At 69.9% G+C, this 16067-nt stretch carries 16 protein-coding genes; 5 read left to right on the plus strand and 11 right to left on the minus strand.

Translation table 11 applies throughout. The features are described from left to right. Positions 1-10: 10 nt before the first annotated feature. On the plus strand, positions 11-1399 hold the full coding sequence (locus ACLQ29_RS18950; protein ID WP_425772823.1) for a cellulase family glycosylhydrolase: 1389 nt from the start codon (positions 11-13) through the stop codon (positions 1397-1399). Positions 1400-1617: 218 nt separating this feature from the next. Here ACLQ29_RS18950 and ACLQ29_RS18955 read toward each other — a convergent pair whose 3' ends face one another. From ACLQ29_RS18955 to ACLQ29_RS18985, 7 genes are all read right to left on the minus strand, one after another. Next, positions 1618-1938, minus strand: a complete 321-nt coding sequence (locus tag ACLQ29_RS18955) for a DMT family transporter (RefSeq protein WP_234581628.1) — start codon at positions 1936-1938, stop codon at positions 1618-1620. A 196-nt stretch (positions 1939-2134) separates the two neighbouring features. Continuing rightward, positions 2135-3406 (minus strand): RNA polymerase sigma factor, encoded by a 1272-nt coding sequence (locus tag ACLQ29_RS18960; RefSeq protein ID WP_425772870.1) that lies wholly within the window; start codon positions 3404-3406, stop codon positions 2135-2137. A gap of 6 nt (positions 3407-3412) precedes the next feature. Then, positions 3413-3814: a YciI family protein gene (locus tag ACLQ29_RS18965; protein ID WP_393374430.1), complete on the minus strand. Its 402-nt coding sequence runs from the start codon at positions 3812-3814 to the stop codon at positions 3413-3415. A 104-nt stretch (positions 3815-3918) separates the two neighbouring features. Next, a complete protein-coding gene (locus ACLQ29_RS18970) occupies positions 3919-6126 on the minus strand; it encodes an alpha-galactosidase (RefSeq protein ID WP_425772824.1) in 2208 nt (735 codons plus the stop codon). Next, on the minus strand, positions 6123-7004 hold the full coding sequence (locus ACLQ29_RS18975) for a carbohydrate ABC transporter permease (RefSeq protein WP_425772825.1): 882 nt from the start codon (positions 7002-7004) through the stop codon (positions 6123-6125). The genes ACLQ29_RS18970 and ACLQ29_RS18975 overlap by 4 nt, the downstream gene beginning before the upstream one ends. Then, positions 7001-7957, minus strand: coding sequence for a carbohydrate ABC transporter permease (locus ACLQ29_RS18980; protein ID WP_425772826.1), 957 nt, complete (start codon positions 7955-7957; stop codon positions 7001-7003). Before ACLQ29_RS18980 ends, ACLQ29_RS18975 begins: the two co-directional genes overlap by 4 nt. Positions 7958-7979: 22 nt before the next feature. Then, on the minus strand, positions 7980-9308 hold the full coding sequence (locus ACLQ29_RS18985) for an ABC transporter substrate-binding protein (RefSeq protein ID WP_425772827.1): 1329 nt from the start codon (positions 9306-9308) through the stop codon (positions 7980-7982). A 281-nt stretch (positions 9309-9589) separates the two neighbouring features. Between ACLQ29_RS18985 and ACLQ29_RS18990 the strand changes: the two genes are divergently transcribed. Beyond that, complete coding sequence (locus ACLQ29_RS18990; RefSeq protein ID WP_425772828.1) at positions 9590-11593, plus strand: beta-galactosidase; 2004 nt, start codon at positions 9590-9592, stop codon at positions 11591-11593. 36 nt (positions 11594-11629) lie between these two features. Next, entirely contained in the window at positions 11630-12406 is a 777-nt protein-coding gene (locus ACLQ29_RS18995) for a DeoR/GlpR family DNA-binding transcription regulator (RefSeq protein WP_425772829.1), read from the plus strand. Between the two features lie 129 nt (positions 12407-12535). Here the strand turns inward: ACLQ29_RS18995 and ACLQ29_RS19000 are convergent, their stop codons facing one another. From ACLQ29_RS19000 to ACLQ29_RS19010, 3 genes are read right to left on the minus strand one after another with little or no spacing between them, the layout of a single operon-like run. Then, a complete protein-coding gene (locus ACLQ29_RS19000) occupies positions 12536-13027 on the minus strand; it encodes a hypothetical protein (RefSeq protein ID WP_425772830.1) in 492 nt (163 codons plus the stop codon). A 53-nt stretch (positions 13028-13080) separates the two neighbouring features. Then, entirely contained in the window at positions 13081-13416 is a 336-nt protein-coding gene (locus tag ACLQ29_RS19005) for a hypothetical protein (protein ID WP_425772831.1), read from the minus strand. After that, positions 13413-13661, minus strand: a complete 249-nt coding sequence (locus ACLQ29_RS19010) for a DivIVA domain-containing protein (RefSeq protein ID WP_425772832.1) — start codon at positions 13659-13661, stop codon at positions 13413-13415. Before ACLQ29_RS19010 ends, ACLQ29_RS19005 begins: the two co-directional genes overlap by 4 nt. Before the next feature lie 334 nt (positions 13662-13995). Here ACLQ29_RS19010 and ACLQ29_RS19015 point away from each other — a divergent pair, with 334 nt between their 5' ends. Then, positions 13996-14865 carry a helix-turn-helix domain-containing protein gene (locus ACLQ29_RS19015; protein WP_393374403.1) on the plus strand — a complete coding sequence of 290 codons (870 nt, stop codon included), beginning with the start codon at positions 13996-13998 and terminating at the stop codon, positions 14863-14865. Further along, on the plus strand, positions 14862-15071 hold the full coding sequence (locus ACLQ29_RS19020) for a DUF397 domain-containing protein (RefSeq protein ID WP_425772833.1): 210 nt from the start codon (positions 14862-14864) through the stop codon (positions 15069-15071). The genes ACLQ29_RS19015 and ACLQ29_RS19020 overlap by 4 nt, the downstream gene beginning before the upstream one ends. A 45-nt stretch (positions 15072-15116) precedes the next feature. Here the strand turns inward: ACLQ29_RS19020 and sigJ are convergent, their stop codons facing one another. Next, positions 15117-16055: an RNA polymerase sigma factor SigJ gene (sigJ, locus tag ACLQ29_RS19025; RefSeq protein ID WP_425772834.1), complete on the minus strand. Its 939-nt coding sequence runs from the start codon at positions 16053-16055 to the stop codon at positions 15117-15119. Positions 16056-16067: the final 12 nt, after the last annotated feature.

A 16067-nucleotide genomic window follows, 5' to 3' on the forward strand; every position in this document is an offset into this window, starting at 1 on the left:
GAGGAAGGCCATGAAGACTCGACTCACCGCCGCCGGCGCGGCTCTGCTCGCGTTGCTCGTCGCCGTGCTGGCGTTCGGTCAGCCGGCGCGGGCCGCGGCTGGTTTCTCCGTTGCGGGCGGCAAGCTGTACGACGCCAACGGCGCCGAATTCGTTCTGCGGGGCGTCAACCACGCGCACACCTGGTATCCGCAGCAGACCAACTCCTTCGCCGACGTCAAGGCGCTCGGCGCGAACACCGTGCGGGTGGTGCTCTCCAGCGGAGACCGGTGGACCCGCAACACGAACGCCGACGTCGCCAACGTCATCTCGACGTGCAAGGCCAACCGCCTGATCTGCGTACTCGAGGTGCACGACACCACCGGGTACGGCGAGCAGAGCGGGGCCATCACCCTCGACCGGGCCGTCGACTACTGGCTCAGCCTCGCCGACGTCCTCGTCGGCCAGGAGAGATACGTCATCGTCAACATCGGCAACGAGCCGTACGGCAACCAGAACTTCGGCTCGTGGGCCACCGACAACGCCAACGCGATCGCACGCCTGCGCAACGGCGGGCTGACCCACACGATCATGGTGGACGCGCCGAACTGGGGTCAGGACTGGTCCTTCACCATGCGGGACAACGCCGCGTCGGTATTCGCCGCCGACCCGGCCCGCAACACCGTCTTCTCCGTCCACATGTACGGGGTCTTCGACACCGCCGCCGAGATCAGCGACTATCTGGGTCGTTTCCGCGCCGCCGGGCTGCCGATCGTGGTCGGTGAGTTCGGTTTCAACCACTCCGACGGGGACCCGGACGAGGACACCATCCTCGCGTACAGCCAGGCCAACGGGATCGGCTGGTTGGGCTGGTCGTGGAGCGGCAACGGCGGTGGGGTGGAATACCTCGACCTCGCCACCAACTTCAACCCGGCCAGCCTGACCACCTGGGGTCAGCGGCTCTTCAACGGCGCCAACGGCATCCGGCAGACCGCGCGGGAGGCCAGCGTCTTCGGTGGTACGCAGCCCACCACGCCCCAGCCCACCACGCCCCCGCCGACCACGCCGCCGCCGACCACGCCCCCGCCCACGACGCCGCCGCCGACCACGCCGCCGCCCACGGGCGGTTGCACGGCGTCGTACACGGTGACGAACCAGTGGCAGGGCGGCTTCCAGGGCGAGATCCGCGTGACGGCCGGCGCGACGGCGATCGCCGGCTGGACCGCCCGGTGGACCCTCGCCAACGGCCAGAGCGTCACCCAGTCCTGGAACGCGACGGTGACCAGCAGCGGATCCACGGTGACCGCGCGCAACGTGGACTACAACGGCCGGCTGGCGGCCGGTGCCAGCGTCAGCTTCGGCTTCCTCGGCGGCTGGACCGGCAGCAACCCCACCCCGGAGGTGAGCTGCACGGCAGGCTGACCGACGCCAGGTGGCCGGGCCCGCACCGCGCCCGGCCACCACGCCTGGCTGCGGTCAGTCCACCACGCCGGGCCCGCGCCGCGCCCGGCCACCACGCCGGGTCCGCGCCGCGCCCGGCCACCACGCCGGGTCCGCGCCGCGCTCGGCCACCACGCCGGGCTGCGGTCCGGCCATCGCGCCGGGTCCGCGCCGCGTCCGGCCATCGCGCCGGGCTGCGGTCAGTGCTCTCCGGTCAGGTTCACGATGACCACTCCCGCGATGATCAGAGCGATCCCGGCGAGCTTGACCAGCCCGACCGACTCGCCCAGGAACACCGCGCCGATCGCCACGATCGCCGCGGTGCCCAGACCCGACCAGAGGGCGTACGCGACGCCGACCGGTATCTCCTTCACGGCCTGGGCCAGCAGGAGGAACGCCAGCGCGTAGCCGGTGAGGCAACCAAGCGTCGGCCAGAGGCGGCTGAACCCGGCGGTGCTCTTGATCAGGCTGGTCGCCAGAACCTCGGCGAGGATGGCGATCCCCAGCAGCACGTACGCCATACGGCTCCCTGGTGTTCGATGCTCGATGAACGCGTCGCTGCTGAGGTTAGTGCCGGCGGTGTCCCCGACCAGCCGACCAACCGGCAAGACGGCCGGCCCGGTGCGGGCTGGCCGGCCAGATCTTGGACACTTTCCGTTACGCGGGCAACCACCGGTTGAGCCCGCCGCGCTTACGGAAAGTGTCCAAGATTGCCAATTAGACCGTGTCGTCACGGAGGTCGACGGGCTCGGCGGCGAGTCGCGCTGCTCGCATCGTCAGGTACCGCTGTTCGGGCAGGCTGCTCGTGCGCGCGGCGGCGGCCCGGTAGTCGATGATCGCCTGCTCCCGGTCGCCGGCCATCTCGTGCAGGTGGGCGCGGGCGGCGGGCAGCCGGTGGTGCCCGGCCAGTTGGGGGTCGTCGAGCAGCGCGTCGAGGGCGGCGAGGCCGGCCGCCGGTCCGTGCACCATGGCGGTCGCCACGGCGCGGTTGAGCGCCACCACCGGGCTGCCGACGAGCCGTTCCAGCACCTCGTAGAGCGCCAGGATCTGCGGCCAGTCGGTCTGCGAGGTGCTCGGCGCCTCGTCGTGCAGGGCGGCGATGGCGGCCTGCACCTGGTACGGGCCGACGGGCCCACGCGGCAGCGCGCGGGTGACGAGTGCGATGCCCTCGGCGATCGCCGCCGCGTCCCAGCGGCTGCGGTCCTGGTCGGCAAGTGAGATCAGCTCGCCGGAGGGCCCGGTCCGCGCCGGGCCGCGCGCCTCGGTCAGCAGCATCAACGCCAGCAGCCCTGTCGATTCGCTGTCGTCGGGCAGCAGGGTGTGCAGTGCGCGGGTCAGCCGGATCGCCTCCGCCGCGAGGTCGATCCGGCGCAGGTCCGGGCCGGCGGTGCTGGTGTGGCCCTCGGTGAAGACCAGGTAGAGCACCTGCCGCACGCTGGCCAGCCGGTCGGCCCGCTCCGCCTCCGCCGGCATCCGAAACGGCAGCCCGGACGCGCGGATGCGCTGCTTGGCCCGGCTGATCCGTTGCGCCATCGTCGCCTCGGGCACCAGGAACGCGCGGGCGATCTCGGCGGTGCTCAGCCCGCCGACGGCGCGCAGGGTCAGCGCCACGGCCGACGTCGGGGCGAGCGCCGGATGGCAGCAGAGCATCAGCAGGACCAGTGTGTCGTCCCGCTCGGCGGTCAACTCCTCGTCCGCGGCGGGTGCGTGCTGCCGGTCGTCGGGGTCGCCGCGGGCGACCAGGTCCTCTCGGCGACGCCGGGCCTGCTCACCGCGGACCAGCTCGATCATCCGGCGGTAACCGACCTGGATCAGCCAGCCGCGTGGGTTCGCCGGCAACCCCTCGGTCGGCCACTGGGTGGCGGCGGACAGCAGCGCCTCCTGCACCGCGTCCTCGGCGGTGGCGAAGTCACCGAAACGACGGGCGAGCACGCCGAGGACCTGCGGCGCCAACTCGCGCAGCAGGTCCTCGACGCGGGGGTCGGTGATCAGCCGTCACAGCTCCTGGGGTGGGGCGGACATCACCGGGTGCACCTCGATCGGCATGTTCAGCGGACGGCCGCCGGGGCCGGGTGCGGTGGAGATGTACGCGGCCAGCTCCACCGCGCGCTGCGGGCTGTCACAGTCGACGATCCAGTAGCCGGCCAGGAACTCCTTCGTCTCCGCGAACGGCCCCTCGGTGACCACCGGCGCTCCGCCCTCGCCGGCGCGGACGATCCGGGCCTGCTGTGGGCCGCCGAGGCCCTGCGCGTCGACCCACTCTCCGGCGGCGGTGAGCTTGCCGTTGACCTCGCCCATGAACGCGATGTGCGCCCGGACCTCCTGCGGGGTCCAGGTGTCGATGCTCGGGAAGTCGGTCCCGGCGGCGCTGAACTGCATCAGCAGCATGTATTTCATGATTGGCCCCTCACGCCTGCGCACCCTCGTCGGTGCTCTCACCCTGAGGTAGAAACAGGCGAAGCCCTTCTCGACACCCCGACCGAAGATTTCGGAGAATCTTGTCAGACAACGGCGTCGACCTCCAGCACCAGGCTCTGCTCCGGGTGCAGGGCCGGCAGTTGCACGCCCACCCGGGCCAGCGCCGCCCCGCTGAGGGTGACACCGTTCGCCAGCCAGGCCGGTGTGGACCGCTCGATTGTCGCCGGGGCCGGCACGTCCGCCACCTGTCGCACCCGGTAACGCCGCCCGGGGTCGAGGCCGGGCAGTCGGGCCGCGCCCGGAGTCTGCGTCACCGAGGTGCTCAGCCGCGCTATCGCGTACACCGCCCGGGTGTTGTCGTGATCGACCACGCCGTGGGCCCAGACGGCCGGGTCCGGGTGGTCGACCCGGACCACCCGCCCGGCGTGCAGCAGCGGGCGTAGCCGCTTGTGCAGTGCCACCCAGGCGGCCAACTCGGTCTGCTCGGCGGCGCTGATCGAGGCGATGTCCCACTCGATGCCGTGGTGGCCGAACAGCGCGGTGGCCGCCCGGAAGCCCAGGTCGTGGACCCGGTTGGTGGTGTGCGAGCGCGGCGGGCCGATGTGCGTGCCCATCAGCTCCGGCGGCAGCAGCAACCCGGTCCAGCGCTGGATGCCGAGCCGTTCCAGGGCGTCGTTGCAGTCGCTGGCCCAGACCCGGTCGGTGCGGGCCAGGATGGCCAGGTCCACCCGGGCGCCGCCGGACGAGCAGCTTTCGATCTCCACGCCGGGATGCCGGCGGCGCACCTCGTCGAGCAGCCGGTAGACCGCGAGGGTCTGGCCGTGCACGCCGGGGCGGCCGTGGTGCCCGGCCTCGGTGAGGTCGCGGTTCTGGTCCCACTTGAGGTAGCTGATGCCGGGATGGTCGCGTAGCAGCGCGTCGAGGCGTTCCAGCAGGTAGTCGTAGGTTTCCGGGCGGCCCAGGTCGAGCGCCTGCTGGTTGCGCCACGCCGGGGGCAGCCGGCCCGGCACGGCGAGCAGCCAGTCCGGGTGCGCGCGGAACAGGTCGGAGTCCGGGTTGACCATCTCCGGCTCGACCCACAGGCCGAACTCCAGGCCCCGACCGGTCACGTGGTCGATGAGCGGTTGCAGGCCGTCGGGCCAGACGAACTCGTCGACGTACCAGTCACCGAGGCCGGCGGTGTCGTCGCGCCGGCCGCGGAACCAACCGTCGTCGAGCACGAACCGCTCCACGCCGATCTGCGCGGCCCGGTCGGCGAGGGCCCGCAGCCGGTCCAGGTCGTGGTCGAAGTAGACCGCCTCCCAGACGTTGAGGGTCACCGGTCGGGGGGAGCGCGGGTGCCCGGGTCGCGCCCGCAGGTGCGTGTGCAGCACGTCGCTGAGCCCGTCCAGCCCGGCGTCGGACCAGACCGCGTAGAGCAGGGGAGTGTCGTACGACTCGCCGGGGCCGAGCCGGATCTCGCCGGGGGCCAGCAGCTCACCGCCGCCGAGGGTCGACTCGCCGGTGGGCCGACGCTCGGCGACCGTGACGTGGTCGCCGCTCCACGCGGTGTGCACCGCCCACACCTCGCCGTGGCCGAACCCGAACCCGGCGGTGCCGGCCACCAGCAGCAACGTGGCGTCGTGCCCGGTCCGGCCGTGCCGGCCCTCGCGGACCCAGGCGCCGTGCGGCCACGGGTGCCGCTGCGGGGACCGTTCCCGGCACCACCTGCCGGTCAGGTCGAGCAACTCGGTGGCGACCGCGGGCACCGGCAGCACCGGCGTCAGCTCCCGCAGCTCGTACCCCGTGTCGCCGTCGTTGCGCAGCCGGTGCCGGACGGTCAGCAGGCCGTGCGGGTCGAGCATGATCTCGCTGGTCAGGGTCAGCCCGGCGGCCGGGTCCGACGCCCGCACGGTCAGCAGCGCCGCCCCGGGCCCGCCGTGCCCACCGTCGGCCGGGAGTACGCCCACCGCCTCGCCGCCCGCAACCGGGTGACCCGGGTCGGTGCCGAGATCCCGCACGTCCACCCCGTCGAGGCGGAACGCGGTGGACCAGTCTCGCCCGTCGCGGTGCCCGGCCAGTCCGGGCCGGCCGCCCCACCCCGCGCTCGCTTCCGGCAGGAGGGACAGCGGAGGCGGCTGGTCGAAGCTGCTCGGCACGACCGGCGGCACCGTCGCCTCGGCGAGGTGGCGCAGGGCGTCGTCGTCGAGGTCGCCGACGTCGCCGCCCCAGTGCACGATTCGGGGCAGCCCCGGGCCGCGCGCGTCGAGCACCAGGCTGGTCCGCGCGCGGCGCAGGTGCAGGATTGTCATCCTTTGGAGGCTCCCAAGGTCAGGCCCCGGACGAAGTGCCGCTGGAGCATGAAGAAGATCACCAGGGTGGGGATCGCGACGAGCACGCTGCCCGCCGAGACCAGGTTGTTGTCGGTGAAGAACTCGCCGCGCAGGTTGTTGAGCGAGCTGGTGACGGGGAACTTGTCACCGGTGCGCATCAGGACGGTGGCCCAGAAGAACTCGTTGTAGATCCAGGTCACCTCCAGGGTTGCCAGCGCCGCCAGGGCCGGTCGGCACAGTGGCATCGTGACCTGCCAGTACTGCCGCCAGATGCTGGCTCCGTCGACCATCGCCGCCTCGTACAGGTCGCGGGGCAGCGCCTTCATGTAGTTGCTGAGCACGAAGACGCAGAACCCGCACTGGAAGGCCACGTTGATCAGGATCAGCCCCCAGTAGCTGTCGTAGAGCAGCTCCGAGTCGCTCATGAACTCCGGCAGCGGCACCTCGGTGAACAGCCGGAACAGCGGGATGAGCAACGCCTGCTGGGGGAGCAGGTTGGCGGCGGTGAAGATCCCCAGCAGGACGACGTTGAGCTTCCAGCTGAACCTGGCGATGACGAACGCCACGCAGGAGGCGAAGAAGAGCGTGAGCAGCACCGCCGGGACGGTGATGTACACCGAGTTGAGGAAGTGTTTGCCGAACTCCGCGGTCCGCCAGGCGGTGACGTAGTTGTCGAGGGTCCAGCCGCCGAACGACACGTACCCGTTGGCGGCGGTGTAGTCGTACGAGCGCAGCGAGGTCAGCACCGCCCAGGCGATCGGAAAGAGCCAGGCCAGCGAGACGACGATGAGGAAGCCGTGCAGCAGCAGCCGTAACGGGGTCAGCTTGCGCCGACGAACCGGAGTGTCCACGCTCATTCCCGGTTCTCCCTCATCACGGTCGCCAGGTAGATGGTGATGAAGACGAGCGAGACGACAAGCATGATCGTGGCCAGTGCCGAGCCGAAGCCGATCCGGCTCGCCTCACCCACCACGTTCTGGGTGACCAGCGCGGAGATCAGCTCCAGCCCGTTGCGGCCCTTGTTGACCACCCAGACCAGGTCGAACGCGCGCAGCGACTCGATCACCGTCACCACCAGCACGATGATGTTGATGGGCCGCAGGACCGGGAACACGACCCGGAAGAATGCCCGGCTCTCCGAGGCGCCGTCGACCGCCGCCGCCTCCCGCAGCGAGGGGTCGACGCCCTTCAGCCCGGCCAGGTAGAGCAGCATGATGTACCCGACGTGCCGCCACCCGGAGGCGACCAGGACCGCCCAGATGTTGACGCTCGAGTCGCCGTACCAGTCGATGCTGCTGCCGAACACGGCGTTGATCAGGCCCTGGTCGCGGGAGTAGAGCAGTTGCCAGACGAAGCCGATGAGCGCCAGCGAGAGCACCACCGGCAGGTAGAGCGCGGTCTGGTAGAAGCGGCTGCCGCGCAGCTCCTTGTCGAGCAGGACGGCCAGGAACATGCCGAACGGGGTGGCGATGACGAACAGCGCGGCCAGCCAGAGCAGGTTGTGCTGGATGGCCGGCACGAACGGCGGGTAGATGTTCACCACGTCGCTGTAGTTGCGCGCGCCGACGAACTCGATCTCGTTGAGGGGGCCGATGCCGTCCCAGTTGGTGCCGGACAGCAGCACGGTGGCCGCGGCCGGCATCCAGACGAGCCCGGTGACGAGCAGCAGCGGGACGAGCACCATCAGCGTGATGACCACGCGGTCGGTGCGGGACAGGAGCCGTAGCCGCCGGCGACGACCACCCGTGGAGGTGGTCGAGGCCGGCGGCGGCACGGCGCGATCCGCTTGGATCAGGGGCAGGTCGGACACGATGTCCTTCCCCCTTCCGCCGTCAGTCAGTGAAGATCGACTTTTTCTGGTTCTCGATGGACGAGGTGAGCCCGCCGATGTCCTTGGGGTTCTTGATGAACTGCTGGATCGCCGGGATCATCACGGTGGACGCGAAGTCCGGTCGGGTGTCCCGGTCCAGGAACTGCGCGATCTCGGTGGCCGAGCCGACCAACTCGGCGGCCTTCTTCTGCAACGCCGTGTAGCCGCTGGTGTCCGCGCTGGTGTTGGCGACCAGGGTGGTCGGGTCGCTCTTGACCGTGATGTCCCCGGCGGTCTTGCCGCCGAAATACTCCATCAGCTTGCGGGCGTTGTCCTCGTTCTTGGGCTTGCGGGCCATCATGTAGCCGTCGATGGGCGCGTCGAGGGCCTTCGCGCCGATCGACGGGTCGATCTCGGGGAAGGTGAAGAAGTCGAGGTCGCTCTGCTCCTCGTTGCTGAACTGCTGGCCGACGAAGAGGCCGAGCAGGTACATGCCGCTCTTCTTCTGCTGCAACGACTGCGCGGCCTCCTGCCAGGTGCGGCCGAGGCTGTCCGGCTGGTGCAGGGGGAGCAGACCGGCCCAGGTGTCGAACACCTTCTTGACCTTGTCGGAGGTCCAGGCCTCCTTGCCGGCCATCAGGTCCACGTGGAACTGGTAGCCGTTGATCCGCAGGTTGAGGATGTCGAAGGTGCCCATCGCGGGCCAGCCGTCCTTGTCGGCGAAGGCGATGGGGGTGAGGCCGTCCTTCTTCATCTGCTCGCCGAGCGCGGTGAACTGGTCCAGGGTGGTGGGCACCTGGTAGCCGTGCTGTTGCCAGACCGACTTGCGGTAGAACACCGCCCAGGGGTAGTAGGACGCGGGCACGAAGTACTGCTTGCCGTCGTCGCCGGTGGACGCCTTCTTGAAGGCGTCGGAGTAGCCGGAGATCTTGCCCCACACGTCGCTGATGTCGCTGGCCAGGCCCTTCTGGGCGAAGAAGCGCATCCGGTAGCCGGCGAACCAGGTGAAGACGTCGTCCGGCTTGCCCTGTAGGTAGTTGTTGATGTTCTCCTGGAACGTGTTGTGGTCGACGGTGTTCACCGCGACCTGCACGCCGGACGCGGTCTTGAACCCGTCGGTGACCTTGACGAGGACGTCCTTCGGCTTCGGGTCGGACTGGTTGGAGCCGAGCGACACGTCCTTGCTGGACCCGCCGGAGCCGGAGTCGTCGCCGCATCCGGCGAGGAGGCCGGTGCCGAGCAGGGCGCCCGTGCCGGCCGCGCCGGCCAACAGGGATCGTCGGTTGATGCCGGCGACAGAGGGCGGTACGAGCCGAGCCAGGTACTCGGCTTGGGATCGGGGACGGGACATCTGTGCCTCCTGCGGATGAAGAGGTGCTACGCCAGGGCCGTCAGAGGTGGGGTGGGAGGTGCGCCGACGTGATCGCCCACTGGGATCCACCGAGAATCCACATTGGTCAACACGATCGGCCAGTGGGGCCCCAAGTTACCCCTCAGTCAGGCGCTGTCAAGGGGGCAGTTCACCTTCGATAACCCAGTTGTGATACACCGGTAACCCGGTAAACGTTGGAAAACGGATCGATGTTGGAAACTGTTGACTTCGACACCGCGCGAGGTGCAACCTCTGCTCTCATGTGGCGATGGCAGGGTGACAGCATCTACTTCGGCGGCGACTACAACCCCGAGCAGTGGCCTGAGGAGACCTGGCCCGAGGACGTCGAGTTGATGCGCCGGGCCGGGGTCAACCTGGTCTCGGTCGGCATCTTCTCCTGGGCCCTGCTGGAGCCCACCCCGGGCCGTTTCGAGTTCGGTTGGCTGGACCGGGCGTTGGACCTCCTGCACGACGGCGGGATCCAGGTCGACCTGGCCACCGCCACCGCCAGCCCGCCGCCGTGGCTGGCCAGGGCGCACCCGGAGACGTTGCCCCGACAGGCCGACGGCACGATCCTCTGGCCGGGCGGCCGACAGGCGTACTGCCCCAGCTCGCCCATCTTCCGCGAGCGTTCGCTGGAGCTGGTGCGGGCGGTCGCCGGCCGGTACGCCGAACACCCCGCCGTGGTGATGTGGCACGTCTCCAACGAGCTGGGCTGCCACAACTCGCACTGCTACTGCGACGTCAGCGCCGAGGCGTTCCGCCGGTGGCTGCGGGAACGCTACGGTGACCTGTCCCGGCTCAACGACGCCTGGGGCACCGCGTTCTGGAGTCAGCACTACGGCGACTGGGCCGAGATCAATCCGCCGCGCACGGTGACGGCCTTCGCCAACCCCACGCAGCAGTTGGACTTCCTGCGCTTCTCCTCCGACGAGCTGCGCGCCCAACTGCGCGCCGAACGCGAGGTGCTCAAGACGCTGGTCCGCCAGCCGATCACCACCAACTTCATGATCGGCATGGGCGTCAAGCACATGGACTACCAGTCCTGGGCCGACGACGTGGACCTGGTGTCCAACGACCACTACCTGACCGCCGCCGACCCGCAGGCGCACCTCGGGTTGGCGCTCGCCGCCGACCACACCCGGGGCGTCGCCGGCGGCGATCCGTGGCTGCTGATGGAGCACTCCACAAGTGCGGTCCAGTGGCAGCCGCGCAACGTGGCCAAGCTGCCCGGCCAACTGCGCCGCAACAGTCTGGCGCACGTCGCCCGCGGCGCCGACGGCGTGCTGTTCTTCCAGTGGCGGGCCTCCCGGGCCGGCGCCGAGAAGTTCCACTCCGCGCTGGTGCCGCACGCCGGGCCGGACACCAAGGTGTTCCGCGAGGTCTGCCAACTCGGCGCCGACCTCAAGGCCCTCGCCGAGGTACGCGGCAGCCGGGTGGACGCCGACGTGGCCATCCTGTTCGACTGGGAGGCCTGGTGGGGAGTCGAGCTGGATTCCCACCCCAGCGCCGACGTCACCTACGACGACCGACTGAACGCCCTCTACCGGGCCCTCTGGCGAGCCGGCGTGACCGCCGACGTCGTCCACCCGTCGGCCGACCTCAGCGGCTACCGGCTTGTCCTGGTGCCGACTCTCTACCTGGTCCGGGACGCCGACGTCGCCGCACTGCACCGCCACGTCGAGGGCGGCGGTACGGCGGCGGTCACCTACTTCAGCGGCATCGTCGACTCCAACGACCACGTCCGCCTCGGCGGCTACCCCGGCGCGTTCCGGGAGCTGCTCGGCGTACGGACCGAGGAGTTCTTCCCCCTGCGCGAGGGCGAGCAGGTCCGCCTCGACGACGGCAGCACCGCCGACGTGTGGACCGAGTGGCTGCATCCGGACGGCGCGGAGGTGCTCGCGTCGTACACCGACGGGCCCTTGCCGGGCGTGCCGGCGCTGACCCGGCACCGCGTCGGCGACGGCGCCGCCTGGTATGTCGGCACCAGGTTGGACGACGCGGCCACCGACCGGCTGGTCGCCCGGCTCCTCGACGAGGCCGGCGTGCGCCCGCCGGCGCCGGCGCCGCCCGGTGTGGAGGTGGTACGCCGGCGCGACGGCGAGCGCACCTGGCTGTTCGTCCTCAACCACACCGAGGCGGAGATCCGGCTCCCGGCGCGCGGCACCGATCTGTTGACCGGTGCGCGATGCTCCGGTGAGCTGATGGTGCCGGCCGGTGCGGTGGCGGTCGTCCGTGAGGATCGGACCGACGATCCGGCCTGAACCTCGGCGACGGCCACGCACGAAGGAGAATCCCAGATGCTCGCCCAACAGCGGCAGACCGCCATCCTCGATCTGATCCGCCAGCGTGGCGGCGTACGGGTGAGCCACCTGGTCAGCCGGTTCGGCGTGTCCGACATGACGATCCGCCGCGACCTGGAGGCGCTGGCCGAGCGCGGCCTGGTGGACAAGGTGCACGGCGGCGCGACACTGGCCGGGCCGGGTTCGGCCGAGGAGCCCGGCTTCGCCGCGAAGTCGATCCGCCAGCAGGCGGAGAAGCGCGCGATCGCCGAGCGGGCGGCGACGATGGTGGAGCCGGGGATGGCGATCGCGCTCTCCGCCGGCACCACCACCGCCGCGCTTGCCACCCTGCTCTCCGACGTGCGGGGGCTGACCGTGGTGACCAACTCGATTCCGGTGGCCGACGCGCTCTACCAGGACCCGCGCGGCGACCAGACGGTCGTGTTGACCGGCGGCATCCGCACTCCGTCGGACGCGTTGACCGGGCCGGTGGCCGAGGCGGCGATCAGCGCGCTCAACGTCGACCTGCTCTTCCTCGGCGTGCACGGGATCAGCCCGCGTACCGGATTCACCACCCCCAACCTGTTGGAGGCCGGTGTCAACAGGTGCCTGATCGGTGCCGCCCGCCGGCTCGTGGTGCTCGCCGACCACACCAAGTGGGAGACCATCGGCATCGCCACCATCGCCCCACTGGAGGCCGCCGACGTCCTCATCACCGACACCGGCCTGCCACCCGAGGCACGCACCACGATCGGCGAACAGGTGGGCGAGCTGGTGATCGTGGAGGTCGGCTAGACGTCCGACGTCGTGCGTGCCCAAACCTTGATCGACTCGGCCTCCTGAAAACCGGGGTGTCTCGGCCACCCGGACACCGCACTTTCCAGAAACCCGAGTCGACCATGCGGCAGCGCGTGAGGGCGTGGCTCAGAGCATGAACAGCAGCGTCTGGTGTTCCACGTCCAGGAACACCACCCGCCTGCCCGGCGACGGCGAGGTCTCGTCGTAGGCCTGGCTGTGCAGCCACCGGGGCTCGGTCGGAAGGAACGATACGAGGCTCGGCCAAACACCCGCAGGGGTGCGCGAGTGCGGCGACTCAGCCGGCTTGTCGGCAGCGAACGGCACGAACTCGAACTGCTCCGCCAACGTGCGCGCATCCTGGGGACGCAGGACGGCGACGCCCTGATGCTCCCAGTCCGTTGGGCCGGGGACCAGGGAACACGGGTTGCCCAAGGCGCGCGCCTGCCAGTGAATCTCCGAATATTCACCGATGTTTGGCAGGTCCTCCGGCGGATCCCACCGGCCGACCCGGACCTTCGCCTCGTCGGCCTTCAGTGACTCCCGGCATCCACGCGTCTCGACCACGACTGTCGTGACGCATCCGACCACCACCAGCAGCCCGACCGCCGCAGCGAGCATGGCTGCCCGTGTCCGTCGCCTCGTCTTCATCGTCCACGATGGTAGAAGTCGATCTAGGGATCGTCTACGGGCGAGCAGGCTTCGTCGTGGTCGGCCCGCCGCAGACAGCGGCGGCGATCGGGCATGATCCGGTCGCAGAAGGCCCAATGCTGTACGTGCTGCGCGTCCTCCGCCGAGACCGTGATGCCGGCGACGTCGACCTGTGGTGTCGAGGTCAGCGACCGGGCGAGGGTACGGGCCATCTCCAGCGCTCCGGCCAGGTCGGGAACCGCCACCGGCAGGTGGATCACGTGTCGGGGTGTCGGTTCGGACGACTCGGTGAACGCCAGCACGGCGGCCCGAGGCAGCGGCACGAAGATCCCACCGGGCGGCTCGTACGGCGGGATCACGGCCGACGCCTCTCGGGCCCGGCGCCGTGCCAGGCACGCAGTGCCCGCTTCACCCGGGCGTTCTCCTCGCTGAGCTGCGCCAGGTCGTGGTGCAGCGTGGTCAGGTCGAGCGCGACCCGGTGCAGGAACCTCCGTACCTCTGCGGGATCGAGGCCCCGCCGGCCGAGGCCGACGGTGGCGAACTGACGGTCGCGGACGTGCCGCGGATGCAGCCGGCCGCCGTCGTAGAGCGAGCTTCTGGTCATCGTCCACCTCTCGTCGTCGTCGACGGGTGAGTCAGGGTCGCGAGGGCGCCCATTTTCGTGGTAGGTATTCGTTCAAGTCGGTTCGGAGCCGGGATTCGCACACCCCGACGCTCCAGTGGAGACCCGACGAGAGCCCGGTATGCGACTGCCACTCGCGAGGCCGTCTCTCGTCACCTTTTCGGCTGTTGGCGCTGCCGCGGTTGCCGTGTTTGCACCGGGCTTCCCCGGGGGCCGGCGATCACCCTCACCCGAAGGCCACGTTTCCAGTGGTCTCGGCATTGGTGCAACGACACCAACAAAGTTCGTCATGAGGGACGGCTAAGGAAGGGAACCCATGCCCGGCAGGCGTGAATCATTCGTCCAGACATTGCGTGCCCAGTGGCTCGGCCAGCAGATGCGACAGTTGCGGGAACAGCGCGGCATCACTCTCAAACAGGCGGCCGAGTTCCTGGAGCGGGACTTCTCGTCCATCGCCCGTTGGGAGCGTGCCGAGTGGCCGCTCCGCCGGGAAGTCGTCGTGACGCTGCTCGATCTCTACGGCGAGCATGACGGGCGTGAGCGGAGCCGCTTCATCCAGCTTGCCGAAGATGCCTGGCGGACCGACCGGTGGGACGACGACTACGACGAGTTGGTGGACGCCTCCTTCATCGACTTTCCCTGGTTGGAGACCAGGGCAGAGCACATCTGCTCGTGGGACGCGTTCCTCATGCCGGGCCTCATGCAGACCACGGCCTACGCGGAAGCGGTGATCCGCAACGCGGAGGGGGAGCAGGCAACGGATTTCTCGGTCGGCAAGTGGCTGCAATTGAGGATCGACCGTCAGCGTGTGCTCACACGGGAGCCACCCGTCCGCGTAGCGGCAATCATCGACGAAGCTGTTCTTCGGCGACCAGTCGGAAGCCCTGCCGTGATGCGCGGCCAACTCCAACACCTCGCGGAGGTGATGCGACGACAGCACATCGACGTCCGCGTACTGCCATCGCAGGTCGGCCTGCATGCCGGACTTGATGGCTCGTTCGTGCTCTTCCGGATGCCCAAGCCCTATCCCGACGTCGCCTACGCCGAGACTCTGGGCGGGCGTCGGTTCATGGAATCTCCGAAGTCGAAACGCTACGCGCTCGCGTACCATCGCCTCCAGGATGTCGCGCTCGATCAGCGCGAGGCGGCCAAGCTGATCGCGAAGATCACGGAGGAACTGCCATGAACGACGCCTTGCCGGCCGTGGCCTGGCACATCAGCACTCGGAGCAACAGCAACGGCGGCAGTTGTGTCGAGGCAGGGCCCGTCCTGGACGGGTCCGGTCGAGTGGCGGTACGGGACAGCAAGGACCGCGCTGCGGCAACCCTCGTCTATCCCTCCGGTGGATGGACCGCGTTCGTCCTCGGTGTCAAGGACGGCGAGTTCGGCTAGGTTCCGTCTCGTAGATCTTGGTGCTGGTCGCGATCCGATCGCACCTCAGCTGATCCGCCAGGCTAGGAGCTTCTCGGGGTTGCGCACCGCCCAGATGTGCCTGATCCGGTCGTGCGCGATCTCGAACGCGAACACGGTCGCGACGCTGCCATTCTGCTGCGCCAACAAGCCGGGCAAGCCGTTGACCATGCACTCCAGGAACGCCGTGCGATCGCCCGCCACACGCGCGATCTCGGCGTAGGCGCGGGCGATCTGCTCCCCGCCCACGATCGGCTGCAGGTGGGTGACGGCGAGCCCGCCGCCGTCGGCGGTCGCGGTGGCGTGGGGGTCGAGCAGGCTGATCAGGGCGTCGATGTCCTTGGCCTCCCACGCCGTCTTGAACTGCCTGACGATGCTGGCCTGCCCGGCACTCGGGCCCGTCGGGGTCTGCGCGGTGCGGACGCGACGGCGGGCGGACGAGGCCAGTTGGCGGCACGCCGCCGGAGTGCGGCCCACGATCTCGGCGACCTCGCCGAAGGGATAGCGGAAGACGTCGTGCAGGACGAACGCGACGCGTTCGGCCGGGGTCATCGAGTCGAGGACGACCAGGAAGGCCATCGTTACGGACTCGTCGAGGGTGACCCGATCGGCCGGATCGTTCCCGCCGCCGTCGGAGCGCCCGGTGATCCACGCCGAGGGTTCGGGCAGCGGTTCCGGGATCCAGTCGCCCACGTACGTCTCCCGCCTCGCGCGCGCCGAGCCGAGCAGGTTCAGGCAGATGCGGCTGGCGACCGTCACCAGCCAGGCACCGGGCGACTCGATGGCCTGCTGCTCCCGCGCGGACATGGCGTACCAGCGGGCGTAGGTCTCCTGCACGACGTCCTCGGCGTCGGCAAGGGACCCAACGAGTCGATAGGCGAGGTTGATCAACTGGCGCCGCTCGCTCATGATCGCGCTGAGGCCCGGATCGCTGTGCTCGTCGCCGGGCTCGACTCTGGTGGTCATGGTCTGGCCGTC

It is taken from the genome of Micromonospora sp. DT228 (assembly GCF_049841595.1).
Classification (GTDB): Bacteria; Actinomycetota; Actinomycetes; order Mycobacteriales; family Micromonosporaceae; genus Micromonospora.